Genomic DNA, 20,467 nt, shown 5'->3' on the forward strand with positions numbered 1-20,467 from the left:
AAGAATGAAAAAGTGGACTTTCTTTATGTTGCTTATCGCGGTTCTTCTATTTGGGAGCGTGATAGGTTTCAACTTATTCAAGCAGCAGAAAATCGCTGAATACATGGCGAACCGTCCGGAGCCTGAATTCCCAGTCACGGTTACAGAAGTAAAAGCGGTTGATTGGGTTCCTGTTATTGAAGCGATCGGCTTCATCGAACCAAACCAAGGGGTCACCGTAGCGAACGAAACCAGCGGCGTGATCGATAAGATTTCTTTCCACTCAGGAACGTCTGTTGAAGAGGGCCAACCTTTGGTTCACTTAGACTCTGATGTAGAAAAAGCAAACTTACAAAGCTCTCAAGCAAGACTGCCAGCTGCTCAAGCGAAGTACAAGCGCTATCAAGGTCTTTTCAAAAAAGGCTCAATTTCTAAAGAAGCGTACGACGAAGCCGAAGCCAATTACTTTTCACTTAAGGCAGATATCGAAAGCTTAAAAGCAACCATAGATCGCCGCGAAATCAAAGCCCCTTTTGCAGGTGTGGTTGGTATTCGTAATGTTTATCTTGGCCAATACCTACAAGCAGGTACCGATATCGTTCGCCTTGAAGACACCAGTGTTATGCGTCTGCGTTTTACCGTTCCTCAAACTGACATATCACGCATTACCCTAAACCAAGAAGTCGATATCTTCGTTGATGCTTACCCTGATAGACCATTCAAAGGTTCTATCTCAGCTATTGAACCAGCCGTTAACGTTCAAAGTGGTTTGATTCAAGTTCAAGCAGACATTCCAAACAGCGATGGCAAACTTCGCAGTGGTATGTTCGCTCGTGCAAACATCATTCTACCTAAACTTGAAAACCAAGTGACGCTACCTCAGACCGCAATTACGTTTACGCTATACGGCGATAATGTGTACATCGTAACGGAAGAAAATGGTGAAAAACGCGTTAATCAACACGTGGTAAAAGTGGGTGAACGCACCAAAGACATCGCACATATCCTAGATGGTGTAAAACCAGGAGATATAGTCGTAACGTCTGGTCAAATCCGTCTGAGCAACCACGCGAAAGTGAACATTGTTGAAGATGATTCACTAACCCCACCGGCTGAAACACCAATGCTTTAATTGGAGGCATCATGCGCTTTACTGATGTTTTTATAAAACGTCCAGTTTTAGCGGTATCGATCAGCTTTTTGATTGCGTTGCTTGGTTTACAAGCCGTTTTCAAAATGCAGGTTCGTGAATACCCTGAAATGACAAATACCGTAGTAACGGTAACTACCAGTTATTACGGTGCCAGTGCCAACTTGATCCAAGGCTTCATTACTCAGCCTTTGGAACAAGCTGTCGCGCAGGCCGATAATATCGACTATATGACTTCATCTTCGGTTCTTGGTACATCGACCATCACCGTGAACATGAAGTTAAATACCGATCCGAACGCCGCACTGTCTGACATTCTGGCGAAAACCAACTCGGTTCGCTCACAACTTCCAAAAGAAGCGGAAGACCCAACAGTAACGATGTCGACAGGTTCGACTACAGCGGTGCTGTACATTGGCTTCACCAGTGATGAGTTGTCTTCTAGCCAGATCACCGATTATCTTGAGCGTGTAATCAACCCACAGCTATTCACGGTAAACGGCGTCTCCAAAGTAGACCTATACGGCGGAATGAAATACGCGCTACGCGTATGGCTAGATCCAGCCAAAATGGGGGCACTTAAGCTGACAGCAACGGATGTGATGGGCGTTCTAAATGCCAATAACTACCAGTCAGCAACGGGGCAGGCCGTAGGTGAGTTTGTCCTTTACAACGGTAGCGCTGATACTCAGGTATCGAACGTTGCTGAACTTGAAGCGCTAGTTGTGAAAACGGGCGACGGTGATGTGATACGCCTTGGCGATATTGCCAAAGTCTCGTTAGCAAAGAGTCACGATGTTTACCGCGCTAGTGCAAACGGCAAGGAAGCAGTGGTTGCAGCAATCAATGCAGCACCAAGCGCAAACCCTATCAACATCGCTGCAGATGTTCTGAAGCTATTGCCTCAACTTGAACGCAACTTGCCAAGTAACATCAAAATGAACGTGATGTACGACTCAACCATAGCGATTAATGAATCAATTCACGAAGTTGTGAAAACGATTGTCGAAGCGGCCGTCATTGTTCTTGTGGTTATTACTCTATTCCTCGGTTCTTTCCGAGCAGTAATCATCCCTATCGTTACTATCCCGCTATCTTTGATTGGCGTTGCAATGGTGATGCAGGCGATGGGCTTCTCGTGGAACTTGATGACGCTACTGGCAATGGTACTCGCCATCGGTCTGGTAGTGGATGACGCGATCGTAGTACTAGAAAACGTTGACCGTCATATTAAAGAAGGTGAATCACCATTCCGTGCAGCAATCATTGGTACGCGTGAAATTGCGATTCCGGTTATTGCAATGACGCTAACCTTGGGTGCCGTTTATGCGCCAATCGCATTGATGGGGGGCATTACGGGTTCACTATTTAAAGAATTCGCGCTAACACTAGCTGGAGCGGTGTTTGTTTCAGGTATCATCGCACTAACATTGTCTCCGATGATGTGTTCGAAAATGTTGAAAGCTCATGAAGAGCCAAGTAAGTTCGAACAGAAAGTTCACCACATACTTGATGGTATGACTAACCGCTATGAAAAAATGCTCAAAGCGGTCATGGCGCATCGCCCTGTAATCATTGCTTTTGCGGTTATCGTATTCGCAAGCTTGCCAATTCTGTTTAAGTTCATTCCAAGTGAACTTGCACCATCAGAAGATAAAGGTGTCGTGGTATTGTTAGGTACTGCCCCATCAAATGCGAACTTGGATTACATCCAAAATACCATGAATGACGTAAACAAGATTCTGTCTGATCAGCCAGAAGTGGAATACGCACAGGTATTTAATGGTGTGCCAAATTCAAACCAAGCATTTGGTCTAGCGACTCTAAAACCTTGGAGTGAACGTGAAGCAAGTCAGGCTGAAATTACCAAACGTGTTGGTGGCCTTGTTTCTCAAGTTCCTGGTATGTCAGTAACGGCGTTTCAAATGCCTGAACTCCCTGGCGCAGGCTCTGGTCTGCCTATCCAATTTGTCATTACAACACCAAACAGCTTTGAAAGCTTGTTTACCATCGCTAGTGATATTCTAACGAATGTGTCGAAAAGCCCAATGTTCGTCTACTCGGATCTGGATCTAAACTACGATTCAGCAACGATGAAGATCAGCATCGACAAAGACAAAGCAGGTGCGTATGGCGTGACCATGCAAGATATAGGTGTAACGCTCAGTACTATGATGGCGGATGGTTATGTAAACCGTATCGACTTAAATGGTCGCTCATATGAGGTAATCCCTCAAGTTGAGCGTAAGTGGCGTTTAAACCCAGAGTCAATGAAGAACTATTACGTACGTTCCGTTGATGGTAACGCAGTGCCGCTTGGTAGCTTAATTACGATTGATGTTGTCGCAGAACCGCGCGCGCTACCACACTTCAACCAACTAAACTCTGCAACGGTTGGTGCAGTCCCAGCACCTGGTGTTGCCATGGGTGATGCAATTAATTGGTTTGAAGATATTGCGCAAAACAAACTGCCTGCTGGCTACAACCATGACTATATGGGTGAGGCTCGTCAGTTCGTAACTGAAGGTAGCGCACTGTATGCAACATTCGGCTTGGCGTTGGCAATTATCTTCCTAGTTCTAGCGATTCAGTTTGAGTCTATCCGCGATCCACTTGTAATCATGGTATCGGTACCGCTAGCGGTATGCGGCGCGTTGATTGCTCTGGCGTGGGGTACGGCATCAATGAACATATACTCACAGGTAGGTCTGATCACCCTGGTAGGTCTGATTACCAAGCACGGTATTTTGATCTGTGAGGTAGCGAAAGAAGAACAGCTACACAACAAACTGTCTCGTATCGATGCGGTAATGGAAGCGGCAAAAGTTCGTCTTCGTCCAATCCTAATGACGACGGCGGCGATGATTGCTGGTCTGATCCCACTGATGTACGCAACGGGTGCAGGTGCCGCTCAGCGCTTTAGTATCGGTATCGTAATCGTCGCTGGTCTAGCGATCGGTACTCTATTTACGCTATTCGTTCTACCTGTGATTTACAGCTACCTAGCTGAGAAGCACAAACCATTACCAGTGTTTGTTGAAGACAAAGACTTGGAGAAGCTGGCTCGAGTGGATGAAGCAAAAGCAGCTCATCGCGAATTAGCTGAAAATAAATAAACTCAATAAGCTAAGAAAAGGGTCACTTCGGTGACCTTTTTTATTGCTGCTCTATTTTTTGCCATCTAAATGGCGACTTTCCCGTATCATTTACATAAAATATGAGCAAATCAAAAGGAGTTTTAGCCACTATGTTTGACCCAAAGAAATTAGAGCAAATTGCTAAACAAATTCATGACTCAATGCCACAGCCAGTAAAAGAACTAGGCGCAGATGTTGATCAAAAGGTTCGTCAAGTAATCCAAGGCCAACTAAACAAACTAGACGTAGTTAGCCGCGAAGAATTCGACGTTCAAACGCAAGTTCTACTGCGTACTCGTCAAAAACTGACAGAAATGGAAAAGAAATTGGCAGAGCTTGAAGAAAAGCTCGCTGATAAATAAGCGAAAAGCGACGAGAAAATTATAAGGGTTGATGTGAGAGCATCAGCCCTTTTTGTTTATTGGGATTCGCTTCGATTGTGCTTTCTTGAGGGCAAACTCAGTCAACACATTTATACCTCACCTCTTCTCAGCGAACCGTTCTCGATTCCCACAACGAAACACTTCCGCACCTCGAAAGACAAAGTCCGTCTTTATAAAAACAAAAAGGCTTGGTCAACGGCGACCAAGCCTTTTAATTAGATGTTGTGTTTTATGTTGTATTTACTGACCCCAGTCTGTCTGGAGTTCTTATCTGCTTTGCTTGAATGCAATTTTTCAGATTGTATATTCAAAGCTAAGAGCTTAAATCCGCGGAGGTAACACGGCGTTTGCACTAGCAAATGAGTATTACCGACAAAGAAATTAAGCTCATCAGCGAAGAAGATTAACCGCCTACCGCGATGTTCTTCATATCAGTCATATAGCCACGTAACTCTTCACCAATGTATTCCACTGGGTGGTTACGGATAGCATCATTTACAGCGATAAGAGTCGCGTTATCTACTTGGTTAGAAGTTTCACCTAGCCCCTTACCAATTACGTCAGTATTTACTGCTGGCATAAACTTCTCACGTAGAAGCGGCGTTGCTACGTTAGCGAACAGGTAGTTACCATATTCCGCAGTGTCTGAGATAACCACGTTCATCTCGTATAGACGCTTACGTGCGATAGTGTTCGCGATCAGCGGTAGCTCGTGTAGAGACTCGTAGTAAGCAGACTCATCGATGATGCCAGATGCCGTCATTGCTTCGAATGCTAGCTCAACACCCGCACGAACCATAGCTACCATCAGGATACCGTTATCGAAGTACTCTTGCTCAGAGATTTCTACATTAGTTTCTGGGTAGTTTTCGAAAGCAGTTTCACCCGTTTCTGCACGCCAACCTAGTAGATTCGCATCGTCGTTTGCCCAGTCAGCCATCATCGTGCTAGAGAAGTGACCTGTGATGATGTCATCCATGTGCTTGTTGTATAACGGACGCATCAGCTCTTTTAACTCTTCAGAAAGCTCAAATGCTTTTACTTTTGCTGGGTTTGATAGACGATCCATCATGTGAGTGATACCACCAAACTTCAGTGCTTCCGTGATGGTTTCCCAACCATATTGAAGAAGTTTACCCGCGTAGCCTGGATCGATACCATCAGCAATCATCTTCTCGTAACATACGATAGAACCAGCCTGTAGCATGCCACAAAGGATAGTTTGCTCACCCATTAGGTCAGATTTCACCTCAGCAACAAAAGAAGACTCAAGACAGCCAGCACGGTGACCACCTGTTGCTGCAGCCCAAGCTTTCGCGATATCCCAACCTTCGCCTTTAGGGTCGTTCTCTGGGTGAACAGCGATAAGAGTCGGTACACCAAAACCACGCTTGTATTCTTCACGAACTTCCGTACCCGGACACTTAGGTGCAACCATTACTACCGTTAGGTCTTTACGGATTTGCATGCCTTCTTCAACAACATTGAAACCGTGTGAGTAACCTAGTGCTGCGCCTTCTTTCATTAGCGGCATTACTGTCTCAACAACGTTTGTGTGCTGCTTATCTGGAGTAAGGTTTACAACTAGGTCAGCTTGTGGAATTAGCGTTTCGTAACTACCTACTTCAAAACCGTTGTCTTTTGCGTTTTTGAATGACTGGCGTTGCTCATCAATCGCGGCTTGGCGAAGCGCATAAGCAACATCTAGACCAGAGTCACGCATGTTCAGACCTTGGTTAAGGCCTTGAGCACCACAACCTACGATGACCACTTTCTTACCTTTTAGGTAATCTGCTTCTGATGCAAATTCTTCGCGGTCCATAAAGCGACAACGACCAAGTTGGTCCAATTGCTCACGCAAGTTTAGGGTATTGAAATAGTTAGCCATCTGGGTGCTCCTTAACATTCTTCCATAGAGGTCGGTATTTGTGTTACCGAATGAGTTCATACTAAAACAGACATTCTGTTGCTGAAAGTGATATATTCACAATTACTTATTGCAATTAATGCAACATGGAAGTGAAGATTTAATGAACATCAAAAGCCTGCAATTATTCATTCATCTATGTGATAGTAAGAGCTTCGCTAAGACAGCGGCAGCAATGCATATCAGCCCTTCCGCACTGAGTCGGCAGATCCAGAAGCTAGAAGAAGAAACACATCAACAACTGTTCTTGCGTGACAATCGAAGCGTTGAATTAACAGTTCAAGGTAAGAAACTATTACCTGTAGCACTGAAGATCTTAGGTGAGTGGCAGCAATACCAAAGCTACATCAAAGGCACTGAAGATGATTTAAAAGGTGAGATACGCCTCTTTTGCTCAGTAACAGCGAGTTACAGTCACCTACCAGAGCTTATTTCTGAATTCCGCATACAACACCCTTTTATTGAGTTCAAACTCTCCACTGGCGATCCAGCCCAAGCAATCGACAAAATACTAACCGATGAGGCTGACATTGCTATCTCTGCAAAACCAGATCAACTTCCAGCCAAAGTCGCTTTCGAACCAATCAGTGAAATTCCTTTATCAGTTATTGCACCTGTCGGGGTAAGCAGCTTTGCGGAAGAACTACAAAAAGAAGTACCCGACTGGTCGACTATCCCTTTTATTCTCCCAGAAGCGGGGACAGCAAGAGACAGAGCGAATATTTGGTTCAAGCAAATGAGGATCAAACCGAATATCTACGCGCAAGTAGCAGGGCATGAAGCAATTGTCAGCATGGTGGCATTAGGATGTGGTGTCGGCATAGCACCAGATGTTGTCATCAACAATAGCCCAGTCAAAGAAAAAATTTCTCGACTTAAGGTAATACCGATTAAACCTTTTGAACTCGGTGTTTGTTGCGTTAAAAGTCAGCTAGAAAACCCATTAGTTAAAGCTCTATGGGAAGTCGCAGAGAGTAAGTATATCTCTTTATAAGAACGCTAGCGATAAGACCTGATCATTTCTGCTGAGGTCTAGATAATATGACGGACATTCGGATTAGTTTTCTGATAGATCTCGTTGGTCAAAGACCAAGTTTATACATATACGAAAAAGCCCTAGCATTGCTGCTAGGGCTTCATCTGAATAAATGGCGGGACGGCCGGGCTTGCGTTACCCAAGCGGGACTCGTTGGTCAAAGGCCAAGTTTATGCATATACGAAAAAGCCCTAGCATTTCTGCTAGGGCTTCGTCTAAATAAATGGCGGAGCGGACGGGACTCGAACCCGCGACCCCCGGCGTGACAGGCCGGTATTCTAACCAACTGAACTACCGCTCCGCACTGGTTAGACATTTAAGTCTAAATTTAAAGCCTGGCGATGTCCTACTCTCACATGGGGAAGCCCCACACTACCATCGGCGCTATTTCGTTTCACTTCTGAGTTCGGAATGGAAGTCAGGTGGGTCCAAAATGCTATGGTCGCCAAGCAAATTCTGTCTTTTTACTTCCACTTTTTTAAAAAGTGAAAACAAAAAGTTTGGAAAGCTGTTTCTGTGTTCTCTACACAATCAAGTCTTGTTCTTGCTTTGAGTCCATCAAAACCCTTTGGGTGTTGTATGGTTAAGCCTCACGGGCAATTAGTATCAGTTAGCTCAATGCCTCACAGCACTTACACACTGACCTATCAACGTCGTAGTCTCCGACAACCCTTTAGGATACTTAAAGTATCAGGGAGAACTCATCTCAAGGCTCGCTTCCCGCTTAGATGCTTTCAGCGGTTATCGATTCCGAACTTAGCTACCGGGCAATGCGTCTGGCGACACAACCCGAACACCAGAGGTTCGTCCACTCCGGTCCTCTCGTACTAGGAGCAGCCCCTTTCAATTCTCCAACGCCCACGGCAGATAGGGACCGAACTGTCTCACGACGTTCTAAACCCAGCTCGCGTACCACTTTAAATGGCGAACAGCCATACCCTTGGGACCGACTTCAGCCCCAGGATGTGATGAGCCGACATCGAGGTGCCAAACACCGCCGTCGATATGAACTCTTGGGCGGTATCAGCCTGTTATCCCCGGAGTACCTTTTATCCGTTGAGCGATGGCCCTTCCATTCAGAACCACCGGATCACTATGACCTGCTTTCGCACCTGCTCGAATTGTCATTCTCGCAGTCAAGCGGGCTATGCCATTGCACTAACCTCACGATGTCCAACCGTGATTAGCCCACCTTCGTGCTCCTCCGTTACTCTTTGGGAGGAGACCGCCCCAGTCAAACTACCCACCAGGCACTGTCCGCAACCCCGATAAGGGGTCAACGTTAGAACATCAACACTACAAGGGTGGTATTTCAAGGACGGCTCCACAGATACTAGCGTACCTGCTTCAAAGCCTCCCACCTATCCTACACATGTAGGGTCAATGTTCAGTGCCAAGCTGTAGTAAAGGTTCACGGGGTCTTTCCGTCTAGCCGCGGGTACACTGCATCTTCACAGCGATTTCAATTTCACTGAGTCTCGGGTGGAGACAGCGTGGCCATCATTACGCCATTCGTGCAGGTCGGAACTTACCCGACAAGGAATTTCGCTACCTTAGGACCGTTATAGTTACGGCCGCCGTTTACCGGGGCTTCGATCAAGAGCTTCGACCGAAGTCTAACCCCATCAATTAACGCTTCCGGCACCGGGCAGGCGTCACACCGTATACGTCATCTTACGATTTTGCACAGTGCTGTGTTTTTAATAAACAGTTGCAGCCACCTGGTATCTGCGACTCTCGTCAGCTCCATCCGCAAGGGACTTCACCATCAAGAGCGTACGCTTCTCCCGAAGTTACGGTACCATTTTGCCTAGTTCCTTCACCCGAGTTCTCTCAAGCGCCTTGGTATTCTCTACCCGACCACCTGTGTCGGTTTGGGGTACGATTCCTTACAATCTGAAGCTTAGAGGCTTTTCCTGGAAGCATGGCATCAATGACTTCACTACCGTAGTAGCTCGACGTCGTGTCTCAGCCTTAGAAAGAGCCGGATTTACCTAACTCTTAAGCCTACGCACTTGAACCTGGACAACCGTCGCCAGGCCCACCTAGCCTTCTCCGTCCCCCATCGCAATTGTAAGAAGTACGGGAATATTAACCCGTTTCCCATCGACTACGCCTTTCGGCCTCGCCTTAGGGGTCGACTTACCCTGCCCCGATTAACGTTGGACAGGAACCCTTGGTCTTCCGGCGAGGAGGTTTTTCACCCCCTTTATCGTTACTCATGTCAGCATTCGCACTTCTGATACCTCCAGCATGCTTTACAACACACCTTCTACGGCTTACAGAACGCTCCCCTACCCAATGAAGTAAACTTCATTGCCGCAGCTTCGGTTTATTACTTAGCCCCGTTACATCTTCCGCGCAGGCCGACTCGACCAGTGAGCTATTACGCTTTCTTTAAATGATGGCTGCTTCTAAGCCAACATCCTGGCTGTCTGAGCCTTCCCACATCGTTTCCCACTTAGTAATAATTTGGGACCTTAGCTGGCGGTCTGGGTTGTTTCCCTCTCCACGACGGACGTTAGCACCCGCCGTGTGTCTCCCGGATAGTACTTACTGGTATTCGGAGTTTGCAAAGGGTTGGTAAGTCGGGATGACCCCCTAGCCTTAACAGTGCTCTACCCCCAGTAGTATTCGTCCGAGGCGCTACCTAAATAGCTTTCGGGGAGAACCAGCTATCTCCAGGTTTGATTGGCCTTTCACCCCTAGCCACAAGTCATCCGCTAATTTTTCAACATTAGTCGGTTCGGTCCTCCAATTGATGTTACTCAATCTTCAACCTGCCCATGGCTAGATCACCTGGTTTCGGGTCTATATCCAGAGACTGAACGCCCAGTTAAGACTCGGTTTCCCTACGGCTCCCCTAGATGGTTAACCTTGCCACTGAATATAAGTCGCTGACCCATTATACAAAAGGTACGCAGTCACAGGACATAATGCCTGCTCCTACTGCTTGTACGTACACGGTTTCAGGTTCTATTTCACTCCCCTCACAGGGGTTCTTTTCGCCTTTCCCTCACGGTACTGGTTCACTATCGGTCAGTCAGTAGTATTTAGCCTTGGAGGATGGTCCCCCATATTCAGACAGGATATCACGTGTCCCGCCCTACTCGATTTCACTGAATGTGCGTTGTCGACTACGGGGCTATCACCCTGTATCGCCGGGACTTTCCAGACCGTTCGTCTAACGCATATAAAGCTTAAGGGCTAGTCCAATTTCGCTCGCCGCTACTTTCGGAATCTCGGTTGATTTCTTTTCCTCGGGGTACTTAGATGTTTCAGTTCCCCCGGTTCGCCTCATTAACCTATGAATTCAGTTAATGATACTAGCTTATGCTAGTGGGTTTCCCCATTCAGAAATCCCAGACTCAAATGGTTGTTACTACCTAATCTGGGCTTATCGCAAGTTACTACGTCTTTCATCGCCTCTGACTGCCAAGGCATCCACCGTGTACGCTTAGTCACTTAACCATACAACCCCAAAGAGTTTCAGAAGAAATCTTGAGTTTGTTGTTTAAACAACCAAAGTTGCTATCTCATTATTTGAATGAGCGAGATAGCTATCGATTTTGCCGGACTCAAATATGTTTTGCTTTCGCAAAACCCAAGAACACTTGAATGTGTTTTTGTGTATTCATCGAAATGAATACTTTGAGAACTTTACAAACAAACGCTTATCTATTTAAGACAAGATTTGTTTTGTCAGCTTTCCAAATTGTTAAAGAGCTAATCACTTCTCATGAAGTAACCATTTTTAAAAACACTCTGCTTTCTGTTTCAAAGAAAGTGTACTTAAAGATGGTGGGCGATACCGGGCTCGAACCAGTGACCCCCTGCTTGTAAGGCAGGTGCTCTCCCAACTGAGCTAATCGCCCACATGAGTTTTACGTCTCGTGGTAGACGTCAAGAGTGGTGGAGCTATGCGGGATCGAACCGCAGACCTCCTGCGTGCAAGGCAGGCGCTCTCCCAGCTGAGCTATAGCCCCATCTTGAGAGTCATTTCTAAAAAAGAAATGGTGGGTCGTGCAGGATTCGAACCTGCGACCAATTGATTAAAAGTCAACTGCTCTACCAACTGAGCTAACGACCCAATGGTATCCCGTAGGGGAGTCGAACCCCTGTTACCGCCGTGAAAGGGCGGTGTCCTAGGCCTCTAGACGACGCAACGGGACACTGGATTGAAGATATTGGGATATCTTCGTCTCTTTTACTTTATAAACCGTATCAATCTGTGTGGACACTCATCGTGAGTAATCATCGTATAAGGAGGTGATCCAGCGCCAGGTTCCCCTAGCGCTACCTTGTTACGACTTCACCCCAGTCATGAACCACAAAGTGGTAAGCGTCCTCCCCGAAAGGTTAAACTACCTACTTCTTTTGCAGCCCACTCCCATGGTGTGACGGGCGGTGTGTACAAGGCCCGGGAACGTATTCACCGTGGCATTCTGATCCACGATTACTAGCGATTCCGACTTCATGGAGTCGAGTTGCAGACTCAATCCGGACTACGACGCACTTTTTGGGATTCGCTCACTTTCGCAAGTTGGCTGCCCTCTGTATGCGCCATTGTAGCACGTGTGTAGCCCTACTCGTAAGGGCCATGATGACTTGACGTCGTCCCCACGCTTCCTCCGGTTTATCACCGGCAGTCTCCCTGGAGTCTCTTCCCGACATTACTCGCTGGCAAACAAGGATAAGGGTTGCGCTCGTTGCGGGACTTAACCCAACATTTCACAACACGAGCTGACGACAGCCATGCAGCACCTGTCTCAGAGTTCCCGAAGGCACACCTGTATCTCTACTGGCTTCTCTGGATGTCAAGAGTAGGTAAGGTTCTTCGCGTTGCATCGAATTAAACCACATGCTCCACCGCTTGTGCGGGCCCCCGTCAATTCATTTGAGTTTTAATCTTGCGACCGTACTCCCCAGGCGGTCTACTTAACGCGTTAGCTCCGAAAGCCACGGCTCAAGGCCACAACCTCCAAGTAGACATCGTTTACGGCGTGGACTACCAGGGTATCTAATCCTGTTTGCTCCCCACGCTTTCGCATCTGAGTGTCAGTATCTGTCCAGGGGCCGCGCTTCGCCACCGGTATTCCTTCAGATCTCTACGCATTTCACCGCTACACCTGAAATTCTACCCCCTCTACAGTACTCTAGTCTGCCAGTTTCAAATGCAATTCCGAGGTTGAGCCCCGGGCTTTCACATCTGACTTAACAAACCACCTGCATGCGCTTTACGCCCAGTATTCCGATTAACGCTCGCACCCTCCGTATTACCGCGGCTGCTGGCACGGAGTTAGCCGGTGCTTCTTCTGTAGGTAACGTCAAATCCATACGCTATTAACGCATGAATCTTCCTCCCTACTGAAAGTGCTTTACAACCCAGAAGGCGCTTCTTCACACACGCGGCATGGCTGCATCAGGCTTGCGCCCATTGTGCAATATTCCCCACTGCTGCCTCCCGTAGGAGTCTGGACCGTGTCTCAGTTCCAGTGTGGCTGATCATCCTCTCAGACCAGCTAGGGATCGTCGCCTTGGTGAGCCCTTACCTCACCAACTAGCTAATCCCACCTAGGCATATCCTGACGCGAGAGGCCCGAAGGTCCCCCTCTTTGGCCCGTAGGCATCATGCGGTATTAGCCATCGTTTCCAATGGTTATCCCCACATCAGGGCAATTTCCTAGGCATTACTCACCCGTCCGCCGCTCGCCGCCCAACAAATCCTCCGAAGATTCAATGTTGTCGCTGCCGCTCGACTTGCATGTGTTAGGCCTGCCGCCAGCGTTCAATCTGAGCCATGATCAAACTCTTCAATTTAAGATTTTGTTCGGTTCAATGAATACTGACTTCAAAACTGCTCTTACTCGAAAGTAAGAAGTAATTTTAAAGCTATTATCGCTCCAACAGAACGATAATGAATTGACTGTGCCAAGTCTTTCGACTCGTTTGGTCACTCAGTTCATTGAAACCTAATTTGATACCGAGGTATCGAATTGGATTATCATCAACGAGTGCCCACACAGATTGATAGGTCTATATTGTTAAAGAGCTTTCCTATTGAGCTTTGCTCAAATCGGACGGCCATTTTAGCGAGATAAAGTTTAGTGTCAACCACTTTTTTCAAACTTTCTTTCAAGCGTTTCCACTTGGCTAATTGGCTTGCTAACTTGGCTTGCGTTCCTTTCAGGGAGCGTTGCCGTGTCAGCGAGGTGGCATTATAGAGATTGCGATCACATTGGCAAGCCCTTTTTTACGTTTTTTTTGATTTTCTTATCATTCGGATAAAATTGCAGCAAAAATACTTAAAAGAGCACGTTATTTCTACAGTTCTTTGAATTTATCTGCAAAAAGAGCCACTTTTTCCCAGTTGGTGTATTCCACTTCTTTGGTTGTATCGGTTTCACCACCTGTCATCGACATAATGAACTTAATCATCGTTCGATCAAACCAATGATAGCGAGGGTAATAAAGAGCTCCTGCAAAAACACCTATTAACGTAGGTTTCCAAGGTGACTTAATTAGGAACTTACGAATATAGGCACTACCTTCAGGCGTATCCTTACCTTGGTCTTCTTTACGGGCAGTAAGGTTCACGCAGAAAAACGCCACTTTGCTTTGCGCAAGTTGATTCAAGTTTCGTTCAATAAACTGGTATAGCTTCTTATTAAGATGACCATAGCGAATAGACGCTCCAATCAATACTCTGTCGTATTGGCTAAAATCAATCGTCTCTACATTATGTAAATCCACCAGCTCGCATTCGAAGCCTGTGAGTTGCTCATCTATATAGTGGAGAATTTTTTTTGTCTGCCCTTCACGCGAAGAGTATAGAAATAAAGCTTTTGCCACGATTTCTCCTTAGCTACGCCAGAATGTCGGCGTGAGTAAAATAAGTAAGGTAAATATTTCCAAGCGACCAAATAGCATAGAAACAATCAGCACCCATTTAGCATTATCATTTATATCACCAAAATGAAGAGCAACTTCTCCCAACCCTGGTCCTAAGTTATTCAATGTGGCGGCAACAGCGGAAAATGCACTTAACTCATCCATCCCTGTTGCGATCAGCGCCAACATACAAACGACGAACACTAAGGCATAAGCAGAGAAGAATCCCCACACCGCATCAACCACGCGTTGAGGCAAAGCCGTTCCTCCCACTTTAATAGTGTAAACTGCGCGAGGGTGAACCAACCGCTTTAGTTCACGCGCACCTTGTAAGGTCAGCAGAAGAATACGGATCACTTTCATGCCGCCGCCAGTCGAACCTGCACACCCCCCTATAAAAGAAGAGAACAACAGCAGCACTGGTAAAAACAACGGCCAGTCAGCAAAGCCTGTTGTGGTAAAACCCGCCGTAGTAGAGATAGACACGGTCTGGAATAACGCTTGGTCAAAGGCGTCATATGGGGAGTCATACGAGTGGTGATTCAACAGTAATAAGAAGCACACCAAGAACAGGATAACTTGAATAAAGATGAACGCGCGAAACTCAGGATCTTTCCAATAGTATTTAGGATGCACGCCGCCAGACGCAAACGCGGCGAAGTGCAAAGAATAGTTACATGCCGAAATCAACAAGAAGACAACGGTGATCATGTTGATAGCATAACTATCGAAATAGCCCATACTGGCATCGTGGGTCGAAAAACCACCAATTGCAATCGTGGAGAAGCTATGGCTGATCGCATCAAACGGCGTCATGCCTGCCAACCAAAATGCTAAGGCACATGCAATAGTCAAACTCAGATAGATATACCACAGTGCTTTTGCAGTTTCAGCTATGCGCGGAGTCATCTTAGTATCTTTTACTGGCCCAGGAATTTCAGCGCGATATAACTGCATGCCTCCGATACCAAGAACCGGAAGAATTGCTACAGCAAGAACAATGATACCCATACCGCCAAACCATTGAAGCAACTGGCGATAGAACAAAATGGCTTTGGGTAATTCATCCAATCCAACAATAACTGTCGCACCGGTGGTCGTTAAGGCAGAGAAAGACTCAAAAAAGGCATCGGTTACAGAAACGTTTGGATTATCTGCAATCAAAAAAGGAATAGCGCCTGCACTACCTAGAACTGTCCAAAAGAGAACAACAATAAGAAAGCCATCACGTGCTTTAAGCTCGTGCTTATGCCTTCGGTTTGGAAACCAACATACCCCTCCCCATAAAAGGAGAACAAAAAATGTCGTGACAAACGGTACACCCGCACCATCTCTATAGATAAGTGCAACCAGTGCAGGTGCGAGCATTGTGACACTAAAAAGCGCGAGCAATAGCCCGACGATTCGAATAATTGAACGAAATTGCATGGATTGATTGACTAGCGAAGCTGTCCCTGTGGCTTCCTATTTTTCATTATTGTCCGTCTAATGGGGTGACAATTGCCTTTGCACCACTTTTGTTGATGATAGTCTGGGTAAACGCGCTCACTTCACGTAGCTCGATTTCCACAACTAATGCCACCTGAACGCTGTATTCGGCATCGACTTCAACCGCACCGAACTGAGGCATTAACGACTGTACGATAGGCATAAAGCCATAGTCTAACTCTAGTCTGAGCTTTGTGGTTATTTTTTTCTCAATTGTTTGAAGCTGCTTGAGAGCTTGTTGTACACCACCACCATAAGCTTTAACAAGTCCTCCCGTACCTAACCGAATACCACCATAGTAACGCGTCACTACGGCCGTGATTTCTCCGACACCTGATCCTGATAATTGAGCAAGTATTGGCTTACCTGCAGTACCGGACGGTTCTCCATCATCACTAAACCCCCACTTCATTGAATCTTCTGGCCGGCCAGCAACAAAACCCCAACAGTTATGTCTTGCGTCAGAGTGTTGGGATTTTATCTGTTCCACAAATGCTTTCGCCTTTTCCACGCTCGGTGTATGAGCCAAATAAGTAATAAAGAGGCTCTTTTTGATCTCTTCTTCAAATTGCACAGGCTCTGCTGGAATCAGATAAGGTTGGTCATTCATAGGATTACGTCACTTTTCTCTTTGTTCAAAGTCTATCACGAGACCGATTTACACGTCGCATAAGATCTGCACCAGTGCACAATGTTAAACACTTGTTTAAAAAATGTATTGAAATTAGCCAATCTGCGGTCCAAACTAATCCCACTGGTCTAACCAGAATAAGAATAAAACGACTTTCCTCTATATCTATTTGTTGTATCACACGGCATCTAGCCAACATCAAATCGGTATACAGACAATCCAAGATTGTATGTCATGGAGATAGACAATGATTTACCAAGCCGAAACCCTACAGGTAAAGGAAGTACACAATGGTATTGCAGAGCTTAGCTTCTGCTCTCCAAAATCCGTCAACAAGCTCGACCTAGCAACACTAGAGTCACTCGACAAAGCACTTGATGCCTTGATTGCGCATCAAGGACTGAAGGGCTTGATGCTCACCTCAGATAAAGACGCGTTCATTGTTGGCGCGGACATCACCGAGTTCTTAGGTCTTTTTGCCAAGACAGACGCTGAGCTCGATCAGTGGCTACAATTTGCGAACAGCATCTTCAATAAACTGGAAGACTTACCTGTCCCGACGATCTCGGTACTAAAAGGTCACACGTTAGGTGGCGGTTGTGAGTGCGTGCTTGCAACTGACATGCGAATTGGTGACAAGACCACCAACATCGGTCTACCAGAAACGAAATTAGGCATTATGCCGGGCTTTGGTGGTTGCGTCCGTTTACCACGTGTGATCGGTGCCGACAGCGCAATGGAAGTGATCACTCAAGGTAAAGCGTGTCGTGCGGACGAAGCATTAAAGATTGGTCTGCTTGATGCAGTTGTTGATACCGACGCTCTTTACGAGTCAGCGCTACAAACGCTGACATCGGCAATCAACGAAAAACTAGACTGGCAAACTCGTCGCAAACAAAAGACATCACCACTAACGCTAAGTAAGCTTGAATCAATGATGAGCTTTACCATGGCGAAGGGGCTGGTGGCACAAAAAGCAGGCCCTCACTACCCTGCACCAATGACTGCCGTTATTACTATTGAAGAAGGCGCTCGCTTCGCTCGTAACGAAGCACTCGACATTGAGCGTAAACACTTCGTAAAACTGGCTAAGTCTGAAGAAGCAAAATCACTGATTGGTTTGTTCCTTAACGACCAATACATTAAAGGGCTTGCTAAAACATCAGCTAAGTCAGCGAGTAAAGACACGCAACGTGCGGCGGTACTTGGTGCGGGCATTATGGGCGGCGGCATCGCCTACCAATCTGCATTAAAAGGCGTACCGGTGTTAATGAAAGACATCGCACAACCTTCACTCGATTTAGGCATGACAGAAGCCTCTAAACTGCTGAATAAACGCTTATCTCGTGGTCGCATTGATGGCTTTAAGATGGCTGGTATTTTAGCGTCTATCACACCAAGCCTACATTACGCTGGCATCGAAGAATCAGACGTGATTGTTGAAGCCGTAGTAGAAAACCCGAAAGTAAAAGCAGCAGTGCTGAGTGAAGTCGAATCACATGTCAGTGAAGACACGGTTATTACCTCAAACACCTCGACGATTCCAATCAATCTATTAGCGAAATCGCTAAAACGCCCAGAAAACTTCTGTGGCATGCACTTCTTCAACCCAGTGCACCGCATGCCTCTTGTTGAGATCATCCGTGGTGAACATACCTCTGATGAAACCATCAATCGTGTTGTCGCCTACGCAGCGAAAATGGGCAAATCACCAATTGTCGTCAATGACTGCCCAGGGTTCTTTGTAAACCGCGTATTGTTCCCATACTTTGGTGGCTTCAGCATGCTACTTCGCGATGGTGCTGACTTTACGAAAATCGACAAAATCATGGAACGTAAGTTTGGCTGGCCGATGGGACCTGCATACTTGCTCGATGTCGTTGGTATTGATACTGCTCACCACGCACAAGCCGTGATGGCACAAGGTTTCCCAGAGCGTATGGGCAAACAAGGTCGTGACGCGATCGATGCACTGTTCGAAGCAGATAAATACGGCCAGAAAAATGGCAGTGGTTTCTACAACTACACCATTGATAGAAAAGGTAAGCCTAAGAAAACTTTCTCTGAAGATATCTTGCCCGTACTCGCTGACGTTTGTGCCGATAAGCCTTTCCATGACAAAGAACGCTTTGACGATCAGACCATCATCAATCGAGTGATGATTCCAATGATCAATGAAGTAGTACTGTGTCTACAAGAGGGCATCATTGCGACTCCTCAAGAAGCGGATATGGCACTGGTTTACGGCCTTGGCTTCCCTCCATTCCGCGGCGGCGTATTCCGCTACCTAGATAGTGTTGGTATTGCTGAGTTTGTTGCCATGGCAAAACAGTACTCAGAGCTCGGTGCCATGTACCAAGTACCACAGATGCTGATTGATATGGCAGAGAAAGGCCACCCCGTATATGGAAAAACCTTTTACGGTGCACAACAGCAAGGTTCTATCTAAGGAGGGATTCTAAAATGACTAATCAAACAAGAAATGTTGTCGTAGTCGATTGCCTACGTACACCAATGGGTCGTTCTAAAGGTGGTGCTTTCCGTCATACGCGAGCAGAAGATCTATCTGCACGCCTAATGAAAGGTATCCTTGCGCGAAATCCACAAGTTAACCCAAGCGAGATTGAAGACATCTACTGGGGCTGTGTACAACAAACCCTAGAGCAAGGATTCAACATAGCACGTAACGCAGCACTACTTGCAGGCCTACCAATTGAAATTGGCGCGGTAACGGTGAACCGCCTGTGTGGTTCATCCATGCAAGCGCTGCATGACGGTACACGTGCAATCATGACTGGTGATGCTGAAATCTGTCTGATCGGTGGTGTTGAACACATGGGTCATGTACCAATGAATCATGGTGTTGACTTCCACCCGGGTCTATCGAAAAACATAGCAAAAGCCGCCGGTATGATGGGGTTAACCGCAGAAATGCTTGGCAAGCTTCATGGAATCAGCCGACAACAACAAGATGAGTTTGCTGCTCGTTCTCATGCCCGAGCGCATGCCGCGACGGTAGAGGGCCGCTTTAAAAACGAAATCCTACCGATTGAAGGCCATGCAGCCGACGGCACGCTGTTCACCCTAGATTACGATGAAGTAATTCGTCCTGAAACATCTGTAGAGGGCCTATCTCAACTGCGTCCTGTATTTGATCCAACAAACGGCACCGTCACTGCAGGTACATCATCGGCATTGTCTGACGGCGCTTCAGCCATGCTGATCATGAGCGAAGAAAAAGCCAATGAACTTGGCTTAAAGATCCGCGCACGTATTAAAGGTATGGCTATTGCGGGCTGCGATCCATCTATCATGGGTTATGGTCCTGTTCCTGCAACGCAAAAAGCGCTTAAACGTGCTGGTCTTTCAATTGAAGACATGGATGTGGTTGAGCTCAATGAAGCATTCGCTGCACAATCACTACCGTGTGCGAAAGACTTAGGTTTGCTTGAAGTAATGGATGAAAAGGTCAACCTCAACGGCGGTGCGATTGCATTGGGTCACCCACTTGGTTGTTCAGGCTCGCGCATTTCAACCACGCTGATCAACCTAATGGAAGACAAAGACGCAAAATATGGTCTCGCAACCATGTGTATTGGTTTAGGTCAGGGTATTGCAACTGTATTTGAACGTCCATAATGCTTTAATGGTCGTCGTGATCAACCCAACAATCACAAGCAAATGAACCAATACTGAAAAATTTTAGTATTACACTTAAGGACGGCATCTGATGTCGTCTTTTGTTTTTTTGCTCAACATTATTCACATGCACAAAAAGCATACATTAAATGCTCAAGTTTCATTTTATTCATAAACAAAGAAGACATACACTTAGCACCAGTTAA

10 protein-coding genes, 4 tRNA genes and 3 rRNA genes are annotated in these 20,467 nt (G+C 46.4%); 6 read left to right on the plus strand and 11 right to left on the minus strand.

The window, feature by feature from the left end; all coding sequences use genetic code 11:
* Positions 1 to 4 precede the first annotated feature (4 nt).
* From vmeC to ubiK, 3 genes are all read left to right on the plus strand, one after another.
* A complete protein-coding gene (vmeC, locus tag KHN78_RS07465) occupies positions 5 to 1,111 on the plus strand; it encodes a multidrug efflux RND transporter periplasmic adaptor subunit VmeC (protein WP_211915652.1) in 1,107 nt (368 codons plus the stop codon).
* Positions 1,112 to 1,122: 11 nt separating this feature from the next.
* Positions 1,123 to 4,245, plus strand: coding sequence for a multidrug efflux RND transporter permease subunit VmeD (gene vmeD / locus KHN78_RS07470; protein WP_211915653.1), 3,123 nt, complete (start codon positions 1,123 to 1,125; stop codon positions 4,243 to 4,245).
* Between the two features lie 131 nt (positions 4,246 to 4,376).
* Positions 4,377 to 4,628, plus strand: a complete 252-nt coding sequence (ubiK, locus tag KHN78_RS07475; RefSeq protein WP_128812156.1) for a ubiquinone biosynthesis accessory factor UbiK — start codon at positions 4,377 to 4,379, stop codon at positions 4,626 to 4,628.
* Between the two features lie 424 nt (positions 4,629 to 5,052).
* On the opposite strand, the gene ilvC is transcribed toward ubiK, so the two are convergent.
* Positions 5,053 to 6,537: a ketol-acid reductoisomerase gene (gene ilvC / locus KHN78_RS07480; RefSeq protein WP_211915654.1), complete on the minus strand. Its 1,485-nt coding sequence runs from the start codon at positions 6,535 to 6,537 to the stop codon at positions 5,053 to 5,055.
* Positions 6,538 to 6,679: 142 nt separating this feature from the next.
* Between ilvC and ilvY the strand changes: the two genes are divergently transcribed.
* Positions 6,680 to 7,570: an HTH-type transcriptional activator IlvY gene (ilvY, locus tag KHN78_RS07485; RefSeq protein WP_211915655.1), complete on the plus strand. Its 891-nt coding sequence runs from the start codon at positions 6,680 to 6,682 to the stop codon at positions 7,568 to 7,570.
* A gap of 266 nt (positions 7,571 to 7,836) precedes the next feature.
* Here ilvY and KHN78_RS07490 read toward each other — a convergent pair.
* From KHN78_RS07490 to KHN78_RS07535, 10 genes are all read right to left on the minus strand, one after another.
* Positions 7,837 to 7,913: transfer RNA gene (locus KHN78_RS07490), tRNA-Asp, on the minus strand.
* A gap of 32 nt (positions 7,914 to 7,945) precedes the next feature.
* A 5S ribosomal RNA gene (gene rrf / locus KHN78_RS07495) occupies positions 7,946 to 8,062 on the minus strand.
* 129 nt (positions 8,063 to 8,191) lie between these two features.
* Positions 8,192 to 11,083 (minus strand): 23S ribosomal RNA (locus tag KHN78_RS07500).
* Between the two features lie 328 nt (positions 11,084 to 11,411).
* Positions 11,412 to 11,487 (minus strand) — tRNA-Val (locus KHN78_RS07505).
* Positions 11,488 to 11,522: 35 nt separating this feature from the next.
* Positions 11,523 to 11,598 (minus strand) — tRNA-Ala (locus KHN78_RS07510).
* Between the two features lie 28 nt (positions 11,599 to 11,626).
* Positions 11,627 to 11,702 (minus strand) — tRNA-Lys (locus KHN78_RS07515).
* A gap of 172 nt (positions 11,703 to 11,874) precedes the next feature.
* Positions 11,875 to 13,432, minus strand: a 16S ribosomal RNA gene (locus KHN78_RS07520).
* The 16S, 23S and 5S rRNA genes sit together here with 4 tRNA genes alongside, the layout of an rRNA operon.
* A gap of 504 nt (positions 13,433 to 13,936) precedes the next feature.
* A complete protein-coding gene (gene hemG / locus KHN78_RS07525) occupies positions 13,937 to 14,464 on the minus strand; it encodes a menaquinone-dependent protoporphyrinogen IX dehydrogenase (RefSeq protein WP_211915656.1) in 528 nt (175 codons plus the stop codon).
* 9 nt (positions 14,465 to 14,473) lie between these two features.
* Positions 14,474 to 15,931 (minus strand): TrkH family potassium uptake protein, encoded by a 1,458-nt coding sequence (locus KHN78_RS07530; RefSeq protein ID WP_211915657.1) that lies wholly within the window; start codon positions 15,929 to 15,931, stop codon positions 14,474 to 14,476.
* Positions 15,932 to 15,977: 46 nt separating this feature from the next.
* Positions 15,978 to 16,601: a YigZ family protein gene (locus tag KHN78_RS07535; protein WP_211915658.1), complete on the minus strand. Its 624-nt coding sequence runs from the start codon at positions 16,599 to 16,601 to the stop codon at positions 15,978 to 15,980.
* Positions 16,602 to 16,869: 268 nt separating this feature from the next.
* Between KHN78_RS07535 and fadB the strand changes: the two genes are divergently transcribed.
* Both fadB and fadA read left to right on the plus strand, forming a co-directional pair.
* Positions 16,870 to 19,071, plus strand: coding sequence for a fatty acid oxidation complex subunit alpha FadB (gene fadB / locus KHN78_RS07540; RefSeq protein ID WP_211915659.1), 2,202 nt, complete (start codon positions 16,870 to 16,872; stop codon positions 19,069 to 19,071).
* 14 nt (positions 19,072 to 19,085) lie between these two features.
* On the plus strand, positions 19,086 to 20,261 hold the full coding sequence (gene fadA, locus KHN78_RS07545; protein WP_211915660.1) for an acetyl-CoA C-acyltransferase FadA: 1,176 nt from the start codon (positions 19,086 to 19,088) through the stop codon (positions 20,259 to 20,261).
* The last annotated feature ends 206 nt before the right edge of the window (positions 20,262 to 20,467 follow it).

This window comes from Vibrio sp. B1REV9, assembly GCF_905175395.2.
In the GTDB taxonomy this organism is placed as follows: domain Bacteria; phylum Pseudomonadota; class Gammaproteobacteria; order Enterobacterales; family Vibrionaceae; genus Vibrio; species Vibrio alfacsensis.